Here is a 23037-nt window from a genome sequence, read left to right on the forward strand (position 1 = left end):
AGCTCGCTTATCGGCATCGATCAGGTAGGTCAGTCAGGGTCAGGAAAAGCCGACCACGGCGTGGGGCGCGTAAGGCGCTTCCAATTGGCGGATTTCCTCGGGCTCCAAGGCCAGCTCGACGGCGGCGGCGCCGTCGCGCAAGTGCTCAAGGCGCGTCGCACCGATCACCGGCGCGGCCACGGCCTCTTTTTGCAGCAGCCACGCCAGGGCGATTTGCGCAGGCGGTACGCCGCGGGCCGTGGCGATGCGGTTAACGGCCTCCACCACTTGGCGGTCGGCCTCCTGGGTGGCGTCGTAGAGGGTACGGGCATAGGCATCGTTGCCTGAGCGGTCGGTGCCAGCGGCCCAAGGGCGGGTGAGCTTGCCGCGCGCCAGCGGGCTCCATGGGGTAACGGCCACGCCCTCGGCGGCACACAGGCCGAGCATCTCCCGCTCTTCTTCACGGTAAAGCAGGTTGAGGTGGTTCTGCATGGCGATGAAACGCGTCCACCCGTTGCGGTCGGCCACGTACAGGGCCTTGCACAGTTGCCAGGCGTACATCGATGAGGCGCCGAGGTAACGCACCTTGCCCATTTTGACCAAGTCATGCAGCGCTTCGAGGGTTTCTTCCAGCGGCGTGTGGTAATCCCACCGGTGGATCTCGTAGAGGTCGATGTAGTCGGTACCCAAACGTTTAAGGCTCTGGTCGGCCTCATGCAGGATGGCCTTGCGGGACAGCCCGCTGCCGTTGGGGCCGGGGCGCATGGGCATGCACACCTTGCTGGTGATCACTACCTCGTCGCGGCGGGCGAAGTCCTTCAGGGCGCGGCCGAGTATTTCCTCGCTGGCGCCCTTGCCATAGGCGTTGGAGGTGTCGAAGAAATTGATGCCCAGCTCAAGCGCCTGGCGGATGAACGGCCGGCTTTGCTCTTCGTCCAATGACCATGCGTAGCCGCTGCGCGAGGGCGGTGCGTAGGTCAGGCAACCCAGGCACAGGCGCGAGACGTCCAGGCCGGAACGACCGAGTTTTTGATATTTCATGGTGGTTTTCCTTTCGCAATGGGGGGCCGGGATGGCCCACCGGCTGGGGTCAATCGAGCAGCCGAGAACGCAGGTAGTTGGCTTGCTGCCACACCGTGCGCTCCAGGTGGCTGAGCCGCCCGGGGCCGGCATAGGCCGAGTGCAATGCGCGTTGTTGTATGCCGTTGACCGCTACGTCTTCGCCGGCGATGGTCTTGCCGCGCGCCTGCATGCGCGCGCAGGTGTCGGCGAAGTCCGGCTGGGCCATGGCCGCCGGGCTTACCAGCACCACCCGGTGCCACACGGTCAGCTCGGCGCTGATGGGCAACAGCGTGGTCACGCTGACCCGGTCCGGATCCAGACCCAGTAGGCAGTTGGGGAAAATCTGCACCAGGTTGATCCGGCGCATGTCCGCCTCGCTCAAGCCTTCGAACGGCACCAGCCCTGGGGTGAGTATCTCGCTTAATTCGCCCTTGGCCCGCAGCGGTTGCTGGCAGATGCTCCAGCCCTCGCCGCCCTCCCCGATCGAGCTGAGCCTGCCGGGAAAGCTGTGTTCCAGGGTGCCGCGGTGCACGGCGCTATGGTGGTAGCACTCCATGAAGGTTTCGGCAGCGATCTTCCAGTTGAAGTCACAGTCGTAATCGAGGGTGAAGGCAACGCCGAGGTCCGCCAAGTGATACTTGCCCAGCAACGGCACCAGGTCGTGCAGCCGATCACCAATGGATGCGACCGCGTCGGAGAAGGTGATGAAGATCAGGCCGCTGACGACCTCGCTGCGTACCCGTGGCAAGCGCAGCGCTTTGGCATCGAAGCCCGCGGCCTGCTCCATGCTCGGGGCCCCGAGCATCTGGCCGTCCAGGCCATAGCTCCAATGGTGGAAGGGGCAGGCGAAGCCGCGTGCGTTGCCGGCGCCTTCGACGATGGGCATCCAGCGGTGCAGGCATACCCGCGACATCACCGCGATGCCTTCGGCCGAACGCACGGCCAGCAGCGGCTCGCCAAGGATGTTGATGGAAAAATAATCGCCGACGTTAGCCAGTTGTGCAACGTGGCCGATGCACATCCAGTCCGCACGGAACACCTTGGCCTGTTCCAGGGCAAAGAAGGCTGGGCTGTAATAGGTTTGCGGTGGCAAGGTACGCGAATGCTCCGCGTCTTTGCCGAGGTCTTCGCGTAGCGCCTCGATCAGATGAGCAACCCCCTGGGTGGGGTCGGTGATGTCGGTGCTGATCAATTCGGTCATGCTGGCAACTCCTGAACGCTGTGCGGCGGTGCGTATTACGGCAGGGCAAGGGGCGTTATGAATCAACCGGGCTCTCGGCGGCCCTTGTCGAAGTGCCGTTCGATACGGCGTTGCAACAGGCTCAACACGCTGGTGGCCAGCAGGTACCAGAAGCAGGCGACCAGCAGCAGCGGAATGGTTTCGTAGGTACGCGAATAGATGGTCTGTGCCGAATAGAGCACATCGGAGAGCGAAATCACGCTGACCAGCGAGGTCATTTTGAGCATGCCGATGGTTTCGTTGCCGGTCGGCGGTATCACGAAGGGCATGGCTTGCGGCAGGATGATCCGCCGCATCACTTTCAGCTCGCGCATGCCAAGGGCGCGCGACGCTTCCTGTTGGCCTTCGTCCACCGAGGCGATGCCGGCCCGCACGATTTCGGCCATGTACGCCGCTTCGTTCAAGCCAAGGCCAAGTATCGCCGCGGTGAACGGCGTGATCAGGTCGTTCATCGACGCGCTGAACAGTGTCGGGCCAAATGGCACCGCCAGGTGAACCTCCGGGAACAGGATCGCCAGGTTGTACCAGAAGATAATCTGCACCAGCACCGGTGTGCCGCGAAAGAACCAGATGAAGCTAGCGCTGGCCCCGGCGATCAAGGGGTTGCGCGACAAGCGCATCACCGCCAGAGCCACCCCGAGCAGCACGCCCAGCAGCATGGTCACCACCGTGAGCCAGCAAGTGACCCACATACCGCTGAGGATGGTCGGGTTGAATAAGTAATGGGCCACGGTAGGCCAGGCGAAATTGGGGTTGGAAACGACCAAACGCAGCATCGCCACGGCCAACAACGCCAGCACCGTGGCGAACACCCAACGCCCGGGGTGGCGCTGGCGTACCACGACCAATTGGTCCTCCGGAAATTGCTCGTCCCAAGCCCGATCGCGCGCCAGCGGTTGGGCCCTGGCCACACCGTGCGTGGTATGGGCTGAAGTGTCGCCTGGGGTTAATCCTGTCATGGCCTGCCTCTCGAATATCAGCTGCAACCGTGGCGCCAAGCGACTTGCTTTCGCGACACTATTAATCAATCGATTAACTAATGCAAGTGCTAAGCGCGCCCGGCCGAGGAAATAACCTTCGACAAAAACGCCCGGGTACGTGGCTGGCGCGGCTGCTCGAACAACACCTGGGGGCTGGCGACCTCCACCACCACGCCTTGGTCCATGAACGCGACCTTGCTCGCCACTTCCCGGGCGAAGGCCATTTCATGGGTCACCACCAGCATGGTCATGCCTTCGCTGGCCAAATCGCGCATCACATCGAGCACTTCCCCCACCAGCTCCGGGTCCAGGGCGCTGGTAGGCTCATCGAACAGCATCAACCTGGGTTTCATCGCCAGCGCCCGGGCGATGGCTACCCGCTGCTGCTGGCCCCCGGAAAGCTGGCGCGGATAGGCGTCGAGCCGGTGCGCCAAGCCTACCCGGGTCAGCAACTGCCGGGCGTTTTCCATCGCCAACTCCCGGGGCTCGCCCTTTACCTGGACGGGCGCTTCGGCAACGTTCTGTAGGGCCGTCATATGCCCGAACAGGTTAAAACGCTGGAACACCATGCCGATGCGCGCACGCCGCGCGGCGATCTCCGCATCGCGCAGTTCGTACAAGCGCTGGCCGGCCCGGCGATAGCCGACCATCTCGCCATCGACATAGAGCGCGCCGCCGTCGATTTTTTCCAGGTGGTTGATGCAACGCAAAAACGTCGATTTGCCAGAGCCCGACGGGCCGATCAGGCAAGCCACCTCCCCTTGCTCGATGGCAAGGTCCACGCCGCGCAAGACTTCCTGGCCCTTGAAACGCTTGAGCACCTGCCGGGCGCAAATCACAGGAGGCTGGCTGGAAAGGGTTTCATTCATCTGGTGTCACTCCGGTGTGGGGCAGCCAGCGTGTTCATCACCCTGGCGCCGAACTTGCAAAGTCACGCTTGAACGCCGAATCCCTCGGCCTTTCTGGAAAACTCCCATGACGCATGAAACCGTTGTATCGACCCGCATGGCCGGGCGCGTGGCGCTGGTCAGCGGTGGTGCCAAGGGCATTGGCCGCGCCATCGCCTTGCAATTGGCGGCCGAAGGCGCCGACGTTGCCATTGCCGTGCGCAGCGACCGTGATGCGGCAGAGACCACCGCCGCGCAAATCCGCGCATTGGGGCGCCGGGCCCTGGTCTGCTTGTGCGACCTCACCGACGCCGCCGCCGTTACCGCCCTGGTGGCCGAAGTCGAAAGCGGCCTCGGCCCGATCGCCTTGCTGGTCAACAATGCCGGCACTAACGGGGCCGCCCCGTTGCTGGAGCTGACCGAACAACGCTGGGATGCCGTAGTGGCAGGCAACCTTAAGTCGTGCTTTTTGCTCAGCGTTGCCACGGCACGCGCCATGGCCTCACGCAATTTGGGTGCCATCGTCAATATTGCTGGCGCCTCGGCGCACCGTTCCTACCCTGGCGCGGGGGCCTATGGGCCGAGCAAGGCAGCGGTGGTCAGCCTTACGGTGCAGATGTCGTTGGAATGGGCAGCCCTGGGCATTCGAGTCAACGGTGTCAGCCCCGGGCCGATCCGCGAGGCGGCCAGTGGCTGGCAGGCCCGTGAACCCGCGCTGGCCGAGGAAGTCACGCGCCTGCCGCTGCGCCGGGCTGGCGAGCCCAGCGAGGTGGCCAAGGCGGTGGCCTACCTGGGCAGCGATGATGCCAGCTACGTGACCGGGCACATGCTCATCGTCGACGGCGGTAGCGTGAACACATGGTACCTGGCGGGCTAACGGCCAAGGCCGGTGGGGCCGTGCCCAGGCCCACCGGTTAATGGTGCGGGGCTCAAGCACCGGCGAGGATTTCCTGTGCACAGATATAACCCCAGGTCATGTTCGGCCCCAGGGTGGTTCCCGCCCCTACCGCGCGCGTGCCAATGGGGTTGGCCATGGCCACGCCCGCGCAGTACAGGCCTTCGATGCGGCTGCCATCGCTGCGCAGCACGTGCCCGCCGGCGTCGGTACGCGGCCCGCCCTTGGTCGCCAGGAACGACCGATTGAACGATATCGCGATATAACGATGGCCCTCGATCGCTTCCAACCCCGCATGGATACGTTTGTCTTGCGCGGCGTGGGCGCCGCGGGCCGCCGCGCGGCCAAAGTCTTGGTCGACACCTTGCGCACAAAAGCCATTGAAGCGGGCAACGGTCGCTACCAGCTCATCTGCCGGCAGGCCAATCTGCGCGGCTAATGCTTCCAGGGTATCGGCCTGGGCGAGCCAGCCACGGTCAAGCCGCCAGAACCCCCATAACAGCGGCGCCCGGTGCAACAGGCGAACGTCGGAGATCACCCAGGCCGGCAACTGCAATGGGCCGTCACCCGGGCGCTCGCGCTCATCGAGCGCCTCACCGATATTGAACGTAAACTCGTTGACGAAGCGCCGGCCATGGCGGTTCACGATGATCGCGTTGGGCTCATAGTGAAAGAACACCGCCAGGCTGTGGGCGCGGCCCTCATAACGCCAGGGCATGGCCGGGTTGATGTTGGCCTGGTCCATATGGGCCAATTGTGCGCCCACGGCCTCAGCCATGCGCTGGCCGTCGCCTTCGTTGCTGCGGGGACTGGCGATGAAGTCCAGCGGCCCAGGAAAGTGCCGCGCCAGGCGTTCGGCATCCCACTCGAAACCGCCGCTGGCAAGGATGACCCCGCGGCGGGCGTGAACACGTAGCCAGCGCCCGCCCTGTTCGGCCCACGCCCCGCTCACCCGCCCCTCTGCATCCTGGGTCAGCTCGCTAACCCGGGCCCCCACTTCGAAGGCGCAGCCGTGCCGCTTGCAACCGGCCAGAAGGCCGAGAATGAGCGCCGCGCCTTTACTACGGGTACCGGTCAGGCTGCGCCAGATAAGCTGGGGCGCCAGCCGCAGCGCAGCGGCGAACGGGTGGTGGTAAACGTCCAGGCCGATGATTTCCTGATAGCTGTAGCACTGCGGCAGGGGTGAAGGCCGCAGCCGCTTGGCTAGCGCACCCAAGCCCAAGCCGCGCGTGCGCAACGAGCGCGGTGCGAGCATGCGCCCGCCTGCCTTGGCGCCCGGCAGGTGCAGCAGCGGGTCAGGCTCTGTAGTCAATGCGAAACGCAAGGGTGAATGCGCTTCGAGGCTGGCCAGCATCGGCCCGGCCTCGGCGCTGAAGCGTTGCCAGAGTAGGTCTTCGCTTTGCTGCCACCCCGGGGGGGCGCTGGCACGCAGGTAGGCCAGGGCCTCGCCGGCGCTATCAGCCAGGCCGGCGGCGCGGGCGTGGTGGTTGCCGGGGACCCAGGTCGCGCCCCCCGACATCGCACTGGTGCCGCCGAGCCACTGGGTTTTCTCCAGCACCCGCACCTTCAGCCCGCCTGCCGCGGCGGTGAGGGCGGCCGCCAGGGCGGCAGAGCCGGACCCCACCACCAGCACGTCGCACTCCAGCATTTGGTCAGGCACCGCCGGTGGCCGGGGGCGAGCCACCGCGGGGTTATCTGTGAGCCGGCCGCCCATCTCAGGGCTTAGGGTTTTGCAGAGGTTGGGTAGCGGTCAGGTTGATACCGGGGTTCGGCAGCTTGAGCGGCGCCAGGTCCCACTTTTCCATGATCCGGTCGTAATTGCCGCTGGCATGCACCGCCTTGAGCGCGGCGAGCATGGCGTTGGCCAAGTCGGTGTTTTCCCGCTTGATCACGATGCCCAAATAGAACTTCGGCATCAGGTCGGAGGTGATCACCTTGATCGGCTTGGGTGCGGCCTTTTCGATATCTTTGGCCGAGGCGGCATCGTTGACCACAAAATCCGCCCGCCCGGAATACAGCGCCATCAACACCGCGTCGGCGCTGGGGTATTGCGCCAGCTTGATCGGCGCCTTGCCAGCATTCACGCAGTGGGGCGAATACAGTTCGGTGATGGTCGGCGCAAAGTCAGTGCCCGACTGTACAGCCGCCGTCAGGCCACAGAGCGAGAGCGGGTCTTCATTGACCTTGGCATTGTTTTTAAGGGCGTAAAAGGCGTTGGTCGCGTAGGAAAAGTCGACGAACGTCACCTGCTTCTCGCGCTCGGGCGAGTCGGAGATGCACTCCATCGCCATGTCGTAACGCCCACTTTGCACGCCCGGGATCAAGCCATCGAAGGCAATGGACGTAGGCTCGACCTTGACCCCAAGTTTTTCGCCCATGGCGTTCCAAAGGTCCGGCTCGTACCCAACCATGGTCTTGTTGTCGGCGGCAAAGGATTCGCACGGCGGGTAATGGGCGTCGGTGACCAAATGGATGACACCTGCCGTGCGGATCGCCTCCGGCAGCAGTGCCTGAAGCGCAGGGTCCAGGGTTTCGGCGGGGATGGCGGGCTCGCCGGCGGCATGGGCATACGCCCCAAGGCTGCAGGCCAGGGCCAGAAAGGGCACGTGCAAGCGGAGCGACTGTGTAGCGTTCATCGGCTTCTGATTCTCGTGTCGGTACGCACGGCTGGTGCGTTCAGCCAAACCTGCGGCCTCCACGCAAAGCCGGCCGCAACGTGGGCGGAGCAACAAGCATGCCACCGAACTTAATCATATGATTAATAAAAACCGGCCCTTGATCGCTTTCGTTTTTTCGCCGGCCACGCTTGGCTATGCGAGCGCTCATAGTCGCACCACCGCGGCGCACGACCAGTGTAAAAAACACCAAAGCTGTGCATGTTAATTCATCGATTAATTTATTGTTGCAAGCTCGTGGATGCTGGGCATAGGATCTTCGCACTTCCAGCAGAACCTCAAGAAGGGCCCCCAGCATGAGTAACCCGTCCAGCACATTATTGACCACCGAGCAAATGATCGAGCGGCTCGAGCGCGAGCGTGAAGCGATCTGGCGTACCCTGCCTGACGAAGTAGCAGCCATCGGCCGCGGCGAGATACCCCGCGGCACCGGCGCGCGCGGGCAGTACCTCAGTACCCTGATGTTCGCCGAAGGCGAGGCCCGCACCTTGGCCGACGAGATGTTCTGGGGCTTGATCGAGGTGTGCCGCCAGCCCGGCGCGGACTTGGCCACGCTGAAAATGATCATCAGCCAGATCATCGGTTACAAAGCTGACTTCTTCGATTTCGTGGGCCTGCCGGCAGCGGCGGCGCTGGTGCATCAGTACGTCTCGGTGGCTGAGGTCACCACGTCGGTTGGCGAGCTGGAACGCCTGACGGGGGCGGCATTGTCGTGGGCCAACCGCTTTCACATGTGGGTGGACCACGTTTACCCCTGGGGCGTGGGCGATGGCTTTCGCAGGCCCAAGGCCAAGGTCGCCTGAACCGGGCTCGTTTTCCTTTTACCCTACCGAGGTACCGCTATGCGTTTGCGCTTGAAAGTCGAAGGCCAATCCATTTGCCTGATTGAAGTGTGGGAAGACAAAGTCCCCAACCTTGCGAAGATCTTCCGCGAAAAGCTCCCGCTGCAGAGTTCTTTACAGCACGGCAAGCTGCTCGGTGACCTGGTGTTTTTCACCTTGCCGATCGTTGCGCCGTGGGAAAACCGCTACCTGACCCAAGACGTGGGCCGCGAGCGCATCGAGAAAACCGGCCATGCCGCCGGTGCGGTGTGCTTCTATAGCCCTCGGCAGCAATTGTGCATCGTTTATGGCGATGACGTTTCAGCCGAGCCGCTACCGATCTCGTACATCGGTGAAGTGATCGAAGGCGCCCTGCAGCTCAAGGTCACCGGCATGGAAACCTGGTTCGAGCAGGGCGCACTGGTCGAGCTGGAGATTGCCGACTGACAACGCCCCTGTTCAGCCGTGCGGGCCCATGTGCTCAAGCAGCAAATCCCGCATGCCGGAGATGGCGCGCTTATAGTTGAACTTGGGGAACATCATCGAGCGGAACAGCACGCCGTCAAGGTAGGTGGAGATGAAACTGGTCATTTGCACCGGGTCGACCTCACGAAACACGCCGTGGGCGATTCCGTCCTTGATGGCCTTGCGCAGCACCACCGACTCTTTGTCGTAGAACTTCTTGATGGCCTTGTCGATGCGCGGCGTGTGATTGGGCGAGCCGGCATAGTCGAGGCTCATCTTCGCCAGCTTTTGCAGCAGGGCGAATTGCAGGATATGGATCTGCAACCACAGCGCGATGATCGACTGCGGGTCGGACTCTTCGGCCTTGACCGAATTGAACTGACGAAAGGCATCCTCCACGGTGGATTCGATCACCGCCAGGAACAGTTCTTCTTTGCTCCCGAAATAGTAGTAGATCAGTGCCGAATTCATGCCGGTGGCCTTCGCGATATCCTTGATGGTGACCGCGGAATAGCTCTGTTCGGCAAAAAGGTTCAGTGCAGCGGTTTGCAAGATCTTCGCAACCTCCGATTGCTGGCGCTTATCACGCACCGCAGCAATGCCCGCTTCGTCGGAAATACCGGCCAAAGCTTTGCTGGCCGCTTTGTTTTTCACTGCCATGTCACGCCCTTGAACATACCACCCTGCCCCATGCGGGTGGCTGCCGATTATCCGGTGCGCAAAGGTTTTCGTCTATGCATGAATTATTTGATCGTACGATTGAAACCTAACCGGGCAGGCGCCCCCTACCACTAACCAGCGCACAGAGAGGCTTCGATGATCAGTGAACCCAGCCGTTTCGAACTTGGCGACTTGCCCCTGCAAAACGGCGCAACGCTGCTCGACGCCCAGTTGGCCTATACCTGTACGGGCACCTTGAACGCCGCCGGCGACAATGCCGTGCTGCTGCCCAGCTACTACACCGGCAACCATGGCTCATACCGCGCCTGGATCGGGCCCGGCCGGCCATTGGACACTGCCCGCCACTTCATTATCGCGGTCAACCAGTTCGGCAACGGCGTTTCCACCTCACCGAGCAATTCTACGCGCCAAGCGGGGGCAGCGTTTCCGCTCCTGGAGCTGGCCGACAACGTGGAGGCCCAGGCGAGGCTGTTGGCGCACTTGGGGGTAAGCTCCCTGGCGTTGGTGGCCGGCTGGTCCATGGGCGCCATGCAGGCGTTCGAGTGGGCTGTACGCTACCCCGACAGCGTGCGCGCAGTGCTTGCGGTGTGCGGCACGGCGCGCTGCTGGCCGCTTAACCAGGTGTTTCTAGACGGCGTGCGTGCTGCACTGCAAGCCGACGGCGATTACCTGGCCGGGCGCTATGCCCAGCCGCCCCTGCGCGGGCTGCGCGCCTTCGGCCGTGCTTACGCCGGCTGGGCCTACAGCGCCGAGTTCTTTCGAGAGGGTTTGTATCGCACGTTGGGCTTTGCCGACCTGGAGGCGCTGCTGCGCGATTGGGAAGAAGACCATTGCCAGCATGACGCCAACGACCTACTGGCCGTGCTGCATGCCTGGCAACGCGCCGACCCCAGCCGCGCCCACCATGGCCTGAGGCTGAGCGAGGCACTGGCGACGATCCAGGCTCGTTGCATTTTGATGCCATCGAGCACCGATGCCTACTTCACCCTCGAAGAAGCGCGCATCGAATACAACGCCCTGCGCCACGCTCAATGGCGGCCCTTGAAATCACCCTATGGGCACTGCGCGGGCGCCCCGGGCCGCTTCGCCGCCGAAAGCCTGCACATTGACCAGGCGCTGCGGGACCTGCTCGGTTAAACCTCAGGCCAGCGTGCCAAACTCCCGCTCCAGTAGCGGCAATACCTCGCTGCCGAAGCGCTCGAGCGAGCGCCGGGCGCGGGCGATCGGCAGGTCGCCGAACTGGAAGAACGCATTGTAGTGCGTGGGCTGCACCGCGCGGATCTCCGCTGCGATCCGCTCGGCCACATAACTGGCAGGGCCAATGATCAAGTTGTCGCGGAACGTCTCCAGGGGCGGTTCGTTCTCCAGCGGCGGGGCTTGCACCATCGAGCCCTCGAGCACCAGCGCCGGCGAACGCAGGGCAGCCACCATACGCCCCACATAACGGGCACGCTCTGCCGCCTCAAGCGCCTCGGCCGGGCTGTCGGTAACATGCACGTACTGCTGCAAGGCCACCGGAATCTGCGCACCGTCCAGGCCGGCTTTGCTGCATTGTTCGCGCATATGCGCCACCATTTGCAGCAATACCGGCGTACCGCGCCAGCCCGCGGTCATGAAGGGTGTGGGGTTCCAGGGCGCCAGCGCGGCGAGGATCTGCGGCGCCGACGAGGTGCAATACAACGGCGGCAAGCCACCCCGGCGGGTACCCAGGGTCATCGGGGTGGGCGGTACGCTAACGTATTGGCCGTGGAAGTCGACGAACCCTTCGCCGAGCGCCTGCGCCAACACTTGCCAATACTCCAGGAACACCTCGGCCTTGCGTGCTACATCCTGGCCATAGCGTTCGAACTCGTAGGCCTGGTAGCCGGTACCCACCCCCAGCACCGCGCGGCCGCCGCTCAATTGGTCGAGCAGGGCGATTTCCTGGGCCACGCGCATCGGCTCGTACAAGGGCAGCACCACCACCGCCGCGCCCAGCTTGATGCTTCGAGTGCAGCCGGCCATATGCGCAGCTACCATCAGCGGCGACACACTGACCGAATAATTGGTGAAGTGGTGTTCGGCGAACCAGGCCACATCAAAGCCGATATCTTCGGCCAGCAGCACCATAGACCGTGTGTCTTCGACCACCCCAGCCACCCCACGGGGGTTATCACGGTAACCCATCAGGTTGAATAGGCCGAATTTCATATACCGCACCTCGCGCAAACGCTGCGAGCACCCCAACGGGCCCGCCTGGTATCAGGCAAGCAGTTTTCGCGCCATAAATTAATCGGTTGATTAACATTACCGTTAGTAAAGCGCACGGCAACGCACCCCACTGCTCGCGACAGGCGGTGCGAAGCGCGCCCAGCCAAGGTTTGCAGGGCGCTTGATTGCCGATGTACGCCTTACACGCTTTCGTCGCTCACGCGCCCAAGCTCAAGTTCTGCGCGGTCTACCCATTCGCCACTGAGCTCACCCTTGACCGCCACGCCCAGTTGGCGAAAATCGTTAACCTGCTTGACCAGGTTGCCACGGCCACTGACCAGTTGGTCGCAGGCCTTGCGGTAGGCGTCTTGGGCTTTGTCCAGGCTGGTGCCGACCACGTCCATGCTGCCGAGGAAGGTCCGCAGTTTGTCGTAAACCTTGGCGGCGCGGTCGGCGAGCTCCGCGGTGTGCTTGTTCTGGTCTTCGAAGCGCCACAACTGGCGCACGATGTTCAGGCTGGTCAGCAAGGTGGTGGGCGTGGCGACCAGCACATTTTGTTCGATGGCCTTGTGGAACAGGCTTTCGTCTGCTTTGAGCGCATCGACGAAGGCCGATTCGATAGGCACGAACATGAACACCATTTCCGGGGCGTTCAGGCCGGGCAAGTCGAAGTAATGCCGGTCGGCCAGTTCCTTGATGCGGGCGCTGAAGGCGCTCACGTGTTCCGCCAGCGCCAACCGGCGCTCGGTGTCGTCCTGGGCATTGATGTAACGCACATAGGCATTGAGCGACACCTTGGCGTCGATGATCAGGTGTTTACCCTGAGGCAGGTACACGATGGCATCCGGGCGCTGGCGGCCGTGCTCGCCGGCCAGGCTTACCTCACGCTTGAAGTCGCGGTTGAGCACCAGGCCAGAACGTTCCAGGACGTTTTCCAGGATCAATTCGCCCCAGTTGCCCTGGGCTTTTTTCTGGCCCTTCAAGGCTGTGGTGAGGTCGTGGGCCTCTTGGGTGATTTGCCGGTTCAGCTCTTTGAGGTGCAACAGCTCCTGGGCGAGCGCCGCCTGCTGCTGTACGTCCTTGTGGTGGATGTCTTCGACCTTGGCGCGAAAGCCCTCGATTTGTTCGCGAAAGGGCTTGAGCAACGCGCCCAGCGACTGCTGGCTGTGCTCGGAAAACGCCCGGCCCTTGGCCTCGAAGATTTGCCCGGCCAGTTGCTCGAATTCGAGCTTGAGTTGTTCGCGGCTTTCTTTTAGCAGTTGCTGCTGTTCGGCAAAGTGTTGCTGCTTGTGCTCCAGGGAACTGGTGAGGGTGGCGTGCTCGCGGGAAAGCTCGGCAAAACGCTCTTGCAGCGCCAGGTGCGTTTGCTGCAACTGGGCAAGGGCGGCCTTGTGTTCCTGCTGCTGGGCCTGGGCCTGTTCGCGCTGGGCCTGGGCTACACTGGCCTGGCGCTGCGCCTCGGCTAATTGAAGTTGGCCCTGGTGGGCCTGCTCGCGCAATTGCAGGGTATCGCTGCGGGCCTGGGCGCATTGTTGCTGCCAATGTTGGGCCTGCTGCTGCTCGGCCCGCAGCGCGGCGTTCAGCTCGCCCAGTTCCAGTTGCTGGGCCAGGGCGGTGTCGCGTTGTTGCTCCAACTGCGCCAAGGCCTGCTCCAGTTGCCCCTGGGCGTTTCGGCTACGGGCCGCTTGCCAAGCCAGGGCCATTCCCAGCGCGGCGCTGGCAGCCAGCAGGGCGGCGCAGGCCCACTGCAGGGTCGTGGCGTCGAACATGTCAGGTCTCCTTGGTGTGCCCGGGCGCGGTGGCCAGCGCATGGGCCAACTGTTCCGGCAGCCCACTGGTGCGCTGCACCTGGCGGCTGGCGGCGCCCTCGAATACTGCCGGGTTCACCTCGGCCAAGCTGAACCAGCGCTTGGCGCGGGTAATGGCGGTGTACAACAGCTCTTTGGTGAGCACCGGGTTGAGCACATCCGGCAATACCAACGCGGTGTGCTCGAATTCCGAGCCCTGTGATTTATGCACGGTCATGGCGAACACGGTGGCCACCTCCGCCAACCGGCTGGGCAACACGAAGCGCACGCCAGCGGTGCCGTCGTTGCGCGCAAAAGCCACGCGCAGGGCCGGTTGGCCCTCTGGGGTGAGCACCTGCAAGGCGATACCGATATCGCCGTTCATCAAGCCCAGGCTGTAATCGTTGCGGCTGACCAACACCGGCCGGCCTTCATACCAACCGTGCTCGGCGAGCAGCCAGCCGCGCTTATGCAGGGCACCGGCCACGCGCTGGTTCAGCCCTTCGACGCCCCAGGGGCCGCGGCGCAGGGCGCAGAGCAGGCGGAACTGGTCGAAGGCCGCCAATACCTGCAGCGCCCAGGCTTGCCAAGTGGGGCTGTCCCAGGCGGTGCCGGCTGGCGGGCGGCCATCGCGCAGGCACTGCAGGTAACACCGGTAGCCAGGGCGCTCGCCCTCGCCCTCGATCAGTAACCGATCCAGGGCGTGATCGCGTTCGCCGCTTAAGCTCAAGGCCAGCAACTGCTGGGAGGGCTGCGCCAGCAGTTGCCGCGCCGCGCTGGCCTGTTGTTGGTTCACCAGCCGCGCCAGGCGGCCGATGCCTTGCTCGGCATCGAAGCGCCGTGAATAGCGCAACATCACCGTTTGCTGCGCCAGCGGGTCGCCGCGGCCTGGCGCCGTGCGTAGCCCCGGCGCGTGAACCTGCTCGGCGGTTTGCTCGGCGAGCCATTGCAGCGTGGCCTGGCTGTAATTGCCCGCTTCGGCGTCGCGGCACAGGTCGCCGAGCACGGAGCCTGCGTCCACCGAGGCCAATTGGTCTTTGTCGCCGAGCAACACCAGCCGCGCCGCCTCAGGCAATGCATCGAGCAGGCAGGCCATCATTTCGAGGTCGATCATCGACGCCTCATCGACCACCAGCACGTCCAGTTGCAAGCGGTTGCCTGCATGGTGGATGAAGTTACGCGAATCGGGCCGGCTACCCAGCAAGCGATGCAGGGTAGACACCTCGGTAGGGATTGCCTGGCGTACCGCCTCGGCCACCGGTAACGCGCTCACCGCCCGGCCGATGGATTCCGACAAGCGCGCCGCCGCCTTGCCGGTCGGCGCCGCCAGGCGAATGCGCAGCGGCCGGCCCGCTTCTACCGCGGGGGTTTGCAATAGCCCCAGCAGGCGCACCACCGAGGTGGTCTTGCCAGTGCCAGGGCCGCCGGTCACTACGCTGAAATGCCCCCGGGCGCACAAGGCGCAGGCCAGTTTTTGCCAGTCGCTGTGGCGTTCGCCCTTCACCCAAAGCGGCTCGGGGAACAGCGTTTGCAGGCGCTCGGCCAAGTGTGCTGGCGTATCGGCCGGGCGTGCCAGGCGCCGGGCGAGTGCTTGGGCGATGCGCCGTTCGTAGTTCCAGTAGCGGCGCAGGTAGAGGCGTTGGCCGGCCAGCACCAAGGGCCGCTGAGCGTGTTCAACGGCGCTGTCGCGGTCTTCGACCAAGGGGCTTTCGGCCAAGGACTGGCGCCAGGTAGCCAGTGCCATGCCGGCCAGCCAGGTAGACGGCAACTGGCCGCCCGCCTCGCCCTCCGGCGGCAGCGACAGGGTGAAGTCCGGTGCGTTGAGCGTGGCGTCCAGGTCGAGGCAGGTGTGCCCGCGGCCCAATTGGTGGCTGACCATCGCCGCAGCCAGCAGCACGCTGGCCGGGCTGTGCGGCGCCTGCTCCAGCACGAAGCCGGCGAAAGCGCGGTCCAGCGCGCGCAACCAGCCGCGCAGCACCCAGTAGTCGAGCTGCAACAGCAATTGCCCGCTGCTGGCCTGGGCCACGCCGTGCACAGGGCGCTCTTGCAGGCGCAGGTTGTCGCTGAGGGCCTTGAGGGTCAAGTTCATAGCACCACCTCGCTGCCCTGGCCCTGGAATAACGCGTCTAGCTGTTCGATCAGGCTGCGCGGCGGGCATTCGAAGTACACGCCCTGGCCCGGCGCCTGCAGGCCGCGCACGAACAGGTAAAGCGCGCCGCCCATGTGCTGGTCGTAATCGTAGCCGGGCAACCGCGCCGTAAGTTGCCGGTGCAGCGCCAACAGGTAAAGGCACAGTTGCAGGTCGTAGCGCTTGTCGAGCATGGCCTGGCGCATGGCGGGCCCATCATAGGCATCGCTATGGCTGCCCAGCCAGTTGGATTTGTAGTCTGCCACGTAATAGCGCCCCTCGTGTTCGAACGCCAGGTCGATAAACCCCTTGAACATGCCGTTGAGTTGGTTGTACGCCAGCACCGGCCGCGGCGCGCCACCCAACGTGGTGCGCACCCGCTCGTCGAGGCGCGCCACATCCACCTGGTGGCTGGCAAACCAAAACTCCATCTCTACCTGGTAGCCCTTGAGCGCCGCCAGGCACACCTCGCCGCGCCCCGGCACGCGCAGCCGCAGGCGCAGGCGCAGGTAATCGCCGAGCCATTGGCTTAGCGGGTCGATCCAGGCCTCCCAGTCGCGCAGGTTACAACGCCCCGCCACGGCATTACGCAGGCGCTGCGGGTCGCCGGCCACCGTGCCATACCCTTCGCGACCCGCCCACTCCAACAGCCCATGCAAAAACGTGCCCGGGCCGGCCCCACGGGGGAAGCCCAGAATGCCCCCGACACCAGGCTGTGCCGGTTCCTCGGTGGGGTCTTCTTCGCGCAGGTTGGCTTCCACTGCCGTGCTGGGCTCAGCCGGTTGCGCCGCACCCGCGCGGCCATCGCCTTCGGCCAGGGCCAAGGCCGAATAGCTGGCGATCCACCAGTTGCGGCTCACCTTGGCCAAAGGCTCAAGGGCCTCGCCAAGCGCGTTGGCCTCGGGCTTGGCGTGCACCGCATGGGTCACGCTGGGCGCCGGCTGCAAGGCCAGCGCCTGGGTACCGGCCGCTAACACCTGCAAGCGCTCGCCGAGCATGCCGGCTTCGATCGGCTGGCCACCGCTGAGCAGGTAACCCAAGGCCGCCTTGGGCAGGTCGGTGGCCTTGGCGCCGGCGCGGCCCTGCTCGGCCATGCACACCAAAGTGGCGAAGCGCGCGCGGGTCAGGGCCACATAAAGCAGGCGCATTTCTTCGCCCAGGCGCTCATCGTTGGCCAGCTCGCGCGCGGCCTTCGCCCCGTCGCCGGGGGCCAGTTCCACGGCCAGGGCAAGGTCGGCGTCGTGGAACATCGGCAGGGCGCCGCCGCGCCCGTCGATTTCCCGTGCAAGGCAGGCGAACGGCAGCAACACCAAAGGGTACTCCAGGCCCTTGGACTTGTGCACAGTCACCACCTTGATCAGGTCGGCGTCGCTTTCCAGGCGAAGGATTTCTTCTTCGCTGGCGTTGTCGATCTGCTCGGCCAAATGGCGAATCAAGGCATGTTCGCCGTCCAGTTCGGCAGCGCTGCGCTGTAGCCATTCGGCCAGGTGCAACAGGTTGGTCAGCCGCCGCTCGCCGCCGGGTGCTTGCAGCAAGCGGGCCGGTACCTCGTATTGGTTCAGCAGCCGCCGCAGCATCGGCAGCACGCCCTGCTGCTGCCACAGCTTACGCAACTCACGAAACAGCTCTACCTGCTCTTCCCAATAGCGCTCGTTGTGGTTGAGTTGCTCCAGCCGCGCCCAAGCCAGCCCCACGCTCTGGGTGGCCAACGCCGCACGCAACAGCGGGTCGCTGCCGGGCTGGGCGCAGGCACGCAAAATGAACAACAGGTCGTGGGCCTCATCGCTGGCGAACACCGAGTCGCGGTCAGACAAATAAACACTCGCCAACTGCCGCCGTGCCAAGGCACCGCGCAGGGTTTCGGCCTCTTCGCGGTTACGCACCAGCACCGCGATATCGGCCGGGCGCAGCGGCTCGAACGTGCCATCACCGTGCCACAGGCCGCTGGGTGCCGCAGCAGCAGGGTCGAGCCAAGCCTGGATGGCCGACGCGCAGGCTTCGGCGGCGTGCTGCAAGTAGCTGCGTTTGTTGATCACCTGCGCCTGGGGCAATTGCCAGAAGGTCAGCGCCGCCGGGGCCTGGCCGTTGAGTTGCAGCACGCTGTCGCGCCCCTTGGCCGCGACCGCTGTGAACGGCACCGGGTTGTGCTGTTCGCTGCGAAAGCGAAACGCCCCGCGTGGGTATTGCTCGGCATAGCTGAAGCAATGGTTGACCGCATCGACCATGGCCTGGGTCGAGCGGTAGTTGGTGCCCAGGGTGTAATGCCGGCCGGCGGTGGCCTCGCGCGCTTGCAGGTACGTGTAGATGTCGGCCCCACGGAACGAATAAATCGCCTGCTTGGGGTCGCCAATCATGAACAACCCGCGGTCGGGCAGATTACTGGCCACCTGGTAGATGTTATCGAAAATCCGGTACTGCACCGGGTCGGTGTCTTGGAACTCGTCGATCAATGCCACCGGGTACTGCTGGCGAATCAACTGCCCCAGGCGTGGCCCAGCGGGCCCGCGCAGCGCATGGTCGAGGCGGCTGATAAGGTCGTCGAAGCCAATCTGCGCACGCACCCGTTTTTGTTCGTCGAAGCGTACACGTACCTCCCCCAGGGCATGCATCAGCAGATGCGGGCGGATGTTCACCTGTGCCGCACGCTCCAGCACCCAGGCATCGATGGCGGTGAACGCCACATGCTCCGGAGCCTGCGCCTTGGCCTTTAACCTGAAGCCCTGGCGGCCGAAGCGCTCGATGTTCGACGGTGCCGGCCCGCCCAACGCCCAGGCGGCCAAATCACCCAAGGCAGCCTCGAAGACTTCGTCCTGGTCGTACTTGCGGTAGCTGTTACCGTGCAATACCGGGCGCAGCTGATGCAGCAGGCTTTCGATTTCATCGCGGTGATTGAGCCATAGCTCACGGGCCTTCTGCTCTAACTGTGGGACTTTCTCGTACCACTGCCCCGGCTCGTGCAGCAATTCGGCCAGTGAAGGCGGCGCGGCCAACGGCTGGCCCGCCAGCAAAAACTGCGCGTCGCTGCGCGACAACAAAGGCACCAATGCGCGCTCCAAGGCCTGGGGGCTGGCGAAACAATCCTCGATGGCTTGCGCCTGCGCCAGGGGCAGGCCATAGAAGTGCCGCCGCCAATAATCGCGCACCACCTCGCTAAGCAATTCACGCTGGTCGGTTTCCAGGGTTTGGGTGAACAGGCTACCGCTGTCGAAGGCATGTTCGCGCAGCATGCGGTAACACCAGCCATGGATGGTCGACACCGCCGCTTCGTCCATCCATTCGCCGGCCAGTTGCAAGCGTTGGGCACAAGCCGGCCACTGCTCGGCCGGGTAGGCTTGGCGCAGTTGTTCCAGCACAGGGTCGTGACCCGGCCCCGGCCCACGGAAACACGCTGCCGCCTCGCTCAGGCGGGCACGGATACGGTCGCGCAGCTCTTGGGTAGCGGCGTCGGTGAAAGTCACCACCAGCACCTGTGGCGGCGTCAGCGGCCGCTCGAATGCCTGTGTGCCGCCATGGCCGAGCACCAGGCGCACGTACAGCAGGGCAATGGTGAAGGTTTTGCCGGTCCCGGCACTGGCTTCGATCAGCCGGCTGCCCTGTAGCGGAAAACTCAGCGGGTCGAGGTTCAGAGGCGTCATGCGGCGCTCCCGCTCAAGTGATGGAATAGCCCGCCATACAGGCGCGTGGCCCAGGCGGTGAAACGCTCGCTGGCCAGCAGCGAGTCAAAATCCGGGTAAGCCCGGCGAAGCGCGAAAGACCCGGCCACTTCGCCGGCCACCGTGTAATTGCCCTCGTAGGTTTCCCGGGCCTTTTCCAAGGCATGTTCGGCGTCGCCCTCGGCATCCGCCTGCAACCAGGCGAAGGCGGTTTTGCAAGCCACCGGCAAGGGTTCGCGCATGGCCTCCAGCCAGGCGCCGAGCAAACCTTGCAGTTGGGCCTGGGCCTGGGCCCTGGCCATCGGCTGGAACACCACATCGCCCTTGAGGCTGACCCACACGCTGGTGCAGGGCCGCTCGCCCAGTTGCAAGGCAAGGTGGCGTACCCAGGGGCGGACCAGGTTGTGCCAGCGGTAGTGGCCGTCCACCCAGAGCTTTTTGCTGTCGAGTTGGATATACGCAAGCGCACCCTGCGCGTTGCGGCGCAGGCCGCCGAGCCAGTCCTCCAGCCCTGGCGCATCCGCTTGCGCGGGCACGCTGGCCGCGGCTTGGCCTTCCACCACGGTGGGCCACAGGGCCAAGTGCGCGTGGTAGCGCTGCAGCATATCCGGCAATGGCGCGGCCAACACCCCGGCGTTGAGCATGCCGAACGCCCCAAGGGGTAATTCACCCTGGCGCCCAAGGCGCTCAACCTCGGCGGCCAACTGGGCCGGCAGTTGCTCGGGCTGATACGCCTGTTCGACCCAACCCTTGAGCGCCTGAACCAGTGTATCCTGATGCCGCCACGCCTCCAGGCCGGTGAGGGCGAAGGCTTCGTCGTCGCGGCTGGCCAGCGCTTGCTCGGCGAATTGCACCTTCAGCCGTTGCGCAAAGAAGGCCGCCACTGGGTCTCGCAACAGGTTACCCAACTGCCGCAGCGACAGCGGCACCTCGGGCAACAGCGCCGCAAGCATGCTGGCCGGCTCACTGCCGGCCACCTGCGGCGCATGCACTTGGCGCCATTCATGGGCGTAGGTATACAGGCCGTCCGGGCCACGCTGCCCAGCAAAGTAACGGGCGCTGAAGGGCTGCAGCGGGTGCTCCTGGGTAAGCGCGGCCAACAGCGCCTGGCCACCACCGGGCGTGGCCAGCGACCAGCCGGCGGCCACGTGGTCGCGCAATTGGCCGACCAGCACCGAGGGCACGCGCTCGCTGTTGTCGCGAATATTGCGCCCCACCCAACTGACGTACAGTTGGTCGCGCGCCGACAACAACGCTTCCAGTAGCAGGTAGCGGTCATCCTCGCGGCGCGAGCGGTCGCCAGGGCGGTAATCGTTGCGCATCAGGTCGAAGTCCACCGCCGGCTGCTGGCGGGGAAAATCGCCATCGTTCATGCCCAGTAGGCACACCACCTTGAAAGGGATGGCACGCATCGGCATCAGCGTGCAGAAATTCACCGCGCCGGCCAAAAACCGTTGTGTCAGGCGGCCTTCTTCCATGCCGGCCAGCCAGGCTTCGTGGGCGACCGTCAGCGGTATCGGCTCGGCAAAGCCGGCCAATTCGCAGGTAACCCGCCACTGTTCGAGCAAGCCGAGCAGTTGGTCGAGCAACAGTTGGTCGGCCTCGCCCTGGGCCTTGAAGAACACCCGCAACAGCGCTTGCAGGCGCTCGATCCACACCTCGGGGGTGGCCGCATGGAGCAAGTCTTGGCGGGCCACGTCAAGGCGCTCGATCAAAGTTAACAGCGGCCCGGCCAAGGCGGCCTCCAACCCAGCGACTTCATCGTAGGGCTCGATGCCGCCCAGTGCCGGGGCGCGCCCGCTGGCGTAGCCGAGCAGCATCCGGCGCAGGCCAAAACGCCAGGTATTCTGCTCCAACCCAGGCGGCATCTGCAGGCTTTCGCGCTGCGCGGCGTCCACCCCCCAGCGCACACCGGCGCCGTCGATCCAGCGCTGCAGGGTCGGTAGGTCGGCCTCCTCGATACCCAGCCGCGCGCGCACCGCCGGCACGTCGAGCAGGTCGAGAATATTGCTGACACTGAAGCGGCTTTGTGGCAGCCGCAGCAGGTGCTCCAGGGCGATCAGCAACGGCTGGCGGCCACGCTGGCCCTGGTCGGCCAAGGTGAACGGGATATAGCGCCGGTCTTCCCGCGGCAGTTGGCCGAACACCGCCTGAATATGCGGTGCGTAGGCGTTGATGTCGGGCACCATCACGATCACGTCGCGCGGCTGCAGCGCAGGGTCTGCGGCGAAACGCGCTAGCAATTGGTCGTGTAGCACCTCGACCTCGCGCTGCGCGCTGTGCACCCGGTGAAACCGCACGGAAGGGTCTTCGGCCAGCACCACGGGCGGCCATAGGTCACGGCTCTCAGCCAATGGGCGCAATTCGAGTATGTCGTTTTGCAACTGGCCAAGCAGGTGCTGCGGCGGGCTGTCGTCGAACAGGTCGATGCGCCCGCCGTTCACCGCCTGGAACAGCGGCTGGTAGTGGCTGGGGTCATCGTAGCTGTCGAGCAGGTTGATGTAGTCGCGGCCCTGCTTGCCCCACGCGGCCAACAGCGGCTGGCCGTAGCCGGTCGCCGCATTAGGGGTAAGTTTGTGCGGTTGGCGCCGGTAGGCATGGCCGAGCAGTTCTTTGTCGGCAACGATGTCGGCCCAATGGTGCCGGCACGGGTTGTGTACGCACAGCAGCACCTGGCTATGGCGCGCCAGCGCGGCCAGCGCTTCGAGCACCTGCGCCGGCATCGATGAGATACCGAATACCACCACCCGCCGCGCCAGCCCGGCCGGTGCCGGGCCCGGTTCGGCCAGGCGGGCCAGGAAGCGCCGGTGCACCCCGGCACGGCTTTGGTCCAATGCGCCTGGGCCCACATCGGCGAGCACCTCGCGCCACAACTGCGCCTGCCAGCGCTGCTCATCGTCCAGCGGTAGCGCCACACCGCGCAGGCTGCGCAGTTGGTCGCGGCCCACGGCCCAATCATCGAGCCAATCGGCGCGGTACACCTGGTATTGGTCGAACAGGTCCGCCAGGCGCTCGGCCAATTGGTGCAGCTTGCGGCCGTCGTCGTCGTCCCGCAGAAAGCGCGCAAGCCCAGCGAACGCGGGTTGCCCGAGCAACTCCGGGAGCAAGCGCATCAACCGCCACAGCAGCGGGGCTTTGTCCAGCGGCGAGGTTTCCGGGGTGGACGCGTGCCCGAGCACGGTGCGGTAGGCCTGCCAGAGAAACCGCGAAGGCAATTGCACATCCAGCGCCGCGGCGATGCCGCAGCCGCCTTCGGCACGGTCGGCGGCCATCGCCAGCTTGAGCCATTGGGCGATCCCATTGCTGTGCACCAGCACGGTTTCGTTTTCCAAAGGGGCCAGCGGATAACGCTGCATCCAGTTGACCGCCAGCGCACGCAAGTCGTCCAGGCGGTTGCCATGCACGATCATGAAACCAGCGGGCAAGCAGTGGGCGTGCTGCATCGTGCTACCTCGTCTTCTCACAGCGAGCCATTGGGGCCGATAGTGTGACACGTTGCGTTATCACACGCTGCCATCACCCGGGCTGATGCGCCGGCGCAGCCATAACGATTGGACCGCGCCCCCCTACACCCGGCACCCTTGCAAGCACGTT

General features: G+C 64.7%; 16 protein-coding genes. 4 read left to right on the forward strand and 12 right to left on the reverse strand.

What is annotated here, in order from left to right:
- Positions 1-39 precede the first annotated feature (39 nt).
- The 4 genes from HAQ05_RS06575 to HAQ05_RS06590 all read right to left on the reverse strand — a co-directional run bounded on the left by HAQ05_RS06575 (position 40) and on the right by HAQ05_RS06590 (position 4130).
- Complete coding sequence (locus HAQ05_RS06575) at positions 40-1020, reverse strand: aldo/keto reductase (RefSeq protein WP_190418626.1); 981 nt, start codon at positions 1018-1020, stop codon at positions 40-42.
- A 49-nt stretch (positions 1021-1069) separates the two neighbouring features.
- Complete coding sequence (locus tag HAQ05_RS06580) at positions 1070-2242, reverse strand: aromatic ring-hydroxylating oxygenase subunit alpha (RefSeq protein ID WP_190418627.1); 1173 nt, start codon at positions 2240-2242, stop codon at positions 1070-1072.
- 62 nt (positions 2243-2304) lie between these two features.
- Positions 2305-3240: an amino acid ABC transporter permease gene (locus HAQ05_RS06585; RefSeq protein ID WP_190418629.1), complete on the reverse strand. Its 936-nt coding sequence runs from the start codon at positions 3238-3240 to the stop codon at positions 2305-2307.
- A gap of 89 nt (positions 3241-3329) precedes the next feature.
- The gene (locus tag HAQ05_RS06590) at positions 3330-4130 is read right to left on the reverse strand and encodes an amino acid ABC transporter ATP-binding protein (protein ID WP_190418631.1); all 801 of its coding nucleotides are present in this window, start codon (positions 4128-4130) and stop codon (positions 3330-3332) included.
- Positions 4131-4236: 106 nt separating this feature from the next.
- On the opposite strand from HAQ05_RS06590, the gene HAQ05_RS06595 reads away from it, so the two are divergent.
- A complete protein-coding gene (locus tag HAQ05_RS06595; RefSeq protein ID WP_190418633.1) occupies positions 4237-5025 on the forward strand; it encodes an SDR family NAD(P)-dependent oxidoreductase in 789 nt (262 codons plus the stop codon).
- A 52-nt stretch (positions 5026-5077) separates the two neighbouring features.
- On the opposite strand, the gene HAQ05_RS06600 is transcribed toward HAQ05_RS06595, so the two are convergent.
- Entirely contained in the window at positions 5078-6703 is a 1626-nt protein-coding gene (locus HAQ05_RS06600) for an FAD-dependent oxidoreductase (RefSeq protein WP_202988045.1), read from the reverse strand.
- Between the two features lie 55 nt (positions 6704-6758).
- On the reverse strand, positions 6759-7679 hold the full coding sequence (locus tag HAQ05_RS06605; protein WP_190418634.1) for an ABC transporter substrate-binding protein: 921 nt from the start codon (positions 7677-7679) through the stop codon (positions 6759-6761).
- Between the two features lie 335 nt (positions 7680-8014).
- Here HAQ05_RS06605 and HAQ05_RS06610 point away from each other — a divergent pair, with 335 nt between their 5' ends.
- Complete coding sequence (locus tag HAQ05_RS06610; protein WP_202988046.1) at positions 8015-8521, forward strand: cucumopine synthase-related protein; 507 nt, start codon at positions 8015-8017, stop codon at positions 8519-8521.
- A 39-nt stretch (positions 8522-8560) separates the two neighbouring features.
- Entirely contained in the window at positions 8561-8986 is a 426-nt protein-coding gene (locus tag HAQ05_RS06615) for a DUF3830 family protein (protein ID WP_190418636.1), read from the forward strand.
- A 12-nt stretch (positions 8987-8998) separates the two neighbouring features.
- On the opposite strand, the gene HAQ05_RS06620 is transcribed toward HAQ05_RS06615, so the two are convergent.
- Positions 8999-9664, reverse strand: a complete 666-nt coding sequence (locus HAQ05_RS06620; RefSeq protein WP_190418638.1) for a TetR/AcrR family transcriptional regulator — start codon at positions 9662-9664, stop codon at positions 8999-9001.
- Between the two features lie 156 nt (positions 9665-9820).
- Here HAQ05_RS06620 and HAQ05_RS06625 point away from each other — a divergent pair, with 156 nt between their 5' ends.
- A complete protein-coding gene (locus HAQ05_RS06625) occupies positions 9821-10822 on the forward strand; it encodes an alpha/beta fold hydrolase (RefSeq protein ID WP_190418640.1) in 1002 nt (333 codons plus the stop codon).
- Positions 10823-10825: 3 nt separating this feature from the next.
- Here the strand turns inward: HAQ05_RS06625 and HAQ05_RS06630 are convergent, their stop codons facing one another.
- The 5 genes from HAQ05_RS06630 to recC all read right to left on the reverse strand — a co-directional run bounded on the left by HAQ05_RS06630 (position 10826) and on the right by recC (position 22886).
- The gene (locus HAQ05_RS06630) at positions 10826-11875 is read right to left on the reverse strand and encodes an LLM class flavin-dependent oxidoreductase (protein ID WP_190418642.1); all 1050 of its coding nucleotides are present in this window, start codon (positions 11873-11875) and stop codon (positions 10826-10828) included.
- A 200-nt stretch (positions 11876-12075) separates the two neighbouring features.
- Entirely contained in the window at positions 12076-13644 is a 1569-nt protein-coding gene (locus HAQ05_RS06635; RefSeq protein ID WP_238935264.1) for a DNA recombination protein RmuC, read from the reverse strand.
- A gap of 1 nt (position 13645) precedes the next feature.
- Positions 13646-15751, reverse strand: coding sequence for an exodeoxyribonuclease V subunit alpha (recD, locus tag HAQ05_RS06640; RefSeq protein ID WP_190418643.1), 2106 nt, complete (start codon positions 15749-15751; stop codon positions 13646-13648).
- Complete coding sequence (recB, locus tag HAQ05_RS06645) at positions 15748-19425, reverse strand: exodeoxyribonuclease V subunit beta (protein ID WP_190418645.1); 3678 nt, start codon at positions 19423-19425, stop codon at positions 15748-15750. The genes recD and recB overlap by 4 nt, the downstream gene beginning before the upstream one ends.
- Positions 19422-22886: an exodeoxyribonuclease V subunit gamma gene (gene recC, locus HAQ05_RS06650; protein ID WP_238936477.1), complete on the reverse strand. Its 3465-nt coding sequence runs from the start codon at positions 22884-22886 to the stop codon at positions 19422-19424. Before recC ends, recB begins: the two co-directional genes overlap by 4 nt.
- Positions 22887-23037 lie beyond the last annotated feature (151 nt).

The organism is Pseudomonas typographi, from assembly GCF_014694385.1.
GTDB classification, from domain to species: Bacteria; Pseudomonadota; Gammaproteobacteria; order Pseudomonadales; family Pseudomonadaceae; genus Aquipseudomonas; species Aquipseudomonas typographi.

Excerpts from the sequence above, each read along its gene's own strand:
- HAQ05_RS06575 (WP_190418626.1), bottom strand. The coding sequence starts at position 1,020 with ATGAAATATCAAAAACTCGGTCGTTCCGGCCTGGACGTCTCGCGCCTG.
- HAQ05_RS06580 (WP_190418627.1), bottom strand. The coding sequence starts at position 2,242 with ATGACCGAATTGATCAGCACCGACATCACCGACCCCACCCAGGGGGTT.
- HAQ05_RS06585 (WP_190418629.1), bottom strand. The coding sequence starts at position 3,240 with ATGACAGGATTAACCCCAGGCGACACTTCAGCCCATACCACGCACGGT.
- HAQ05_RS06590 (WP_190418631.1), bottom strand. The coding sequence starts at position 4,130 with ATGAATGAAACCCTTTCCAGCCAGCCTCCTGTGATTTGCGCCCGGCAG.
- HAQ05_RS06595 (WP_190418633.1), top strand. The coding sequence starts at position 4,237 with ATGACGCATGAAACCGTTGTATCGACCCGCATGGCCGGGCGCGTGGCG.
- HAQ05_RS06605 (WP_190418634.1), bottom strand. The coding sequence starts at position 7,679 with ATGAACGCTACACAGTCGCTCCGCTTGCACGTGCCCTTTCTGGCCCTG.
- HAQ05_RS06610 (WP_202988046.1), top strand. The coding sequence starts at position 8,015 with ATGAGTAACCCGTCCAGCACATTATTGACCACCGAGCAAATGATCGAG.
- HAQ05_RS06615 (WP_190418636.1), top strand. The coding sequence starts at position 8,561 with ATGCGTTTGCGCTTGAAAGTCGAAGGCCAATCCATTTGCCTGATTGAA.
- HAQ05_RS06620 (WP_190418638.1), bottom strand. The coding sequence starts at position 9,664 with ATGGCAGTGAAAAACAAAGCGGCCAGCAAAGCTTTGGCCGGTATTTCC.
- HAQ05_RS06625 (WP_190418640.1), top strand. The coding sequence starts at position 9,821 with ATGATCAGTGAACCCAGCCGTTTCGAACTTGGCGACTTGCCCCTGCAA.
- HAQ05_RS06630 (WP_190418642.1), bottom strand. The coding sequence starts at position 11,875 with ATGAAATTCGGCCTATTCAACCTGATGGGTTACCGTGATAACCCCCGT.
- HAQ05_RS06635 (WP_238935264.1), bottom strand. The coding sequence starts at position 13,644 with ATGTTCGACGCCACGACCCTGCAGTGGGCCTGCGCCGCCCTGCTGGCT.
- recD (WP_190418643.1), bottom strand. The coding sequence starts at position 15,751 with ATGAACTTGACCCTCAAGGCCCTCAGCGACAACCTGCGCCTGCAAGAG.
- recB (WP_190418645.1), bottom strand. The coding sequence starts at position 19,425 with ATGACGCCTCTGAACCTCGACCCGCTGAGTTTTCCGCTACAGGGCAGC.
- recC (WP_238936477.1), bottom strand. The coding sequence starts at position 22,886 with ATGCAGCACGCCCACTGCTTGCCCGCTGGTTTCATGATCGTGCATGGC.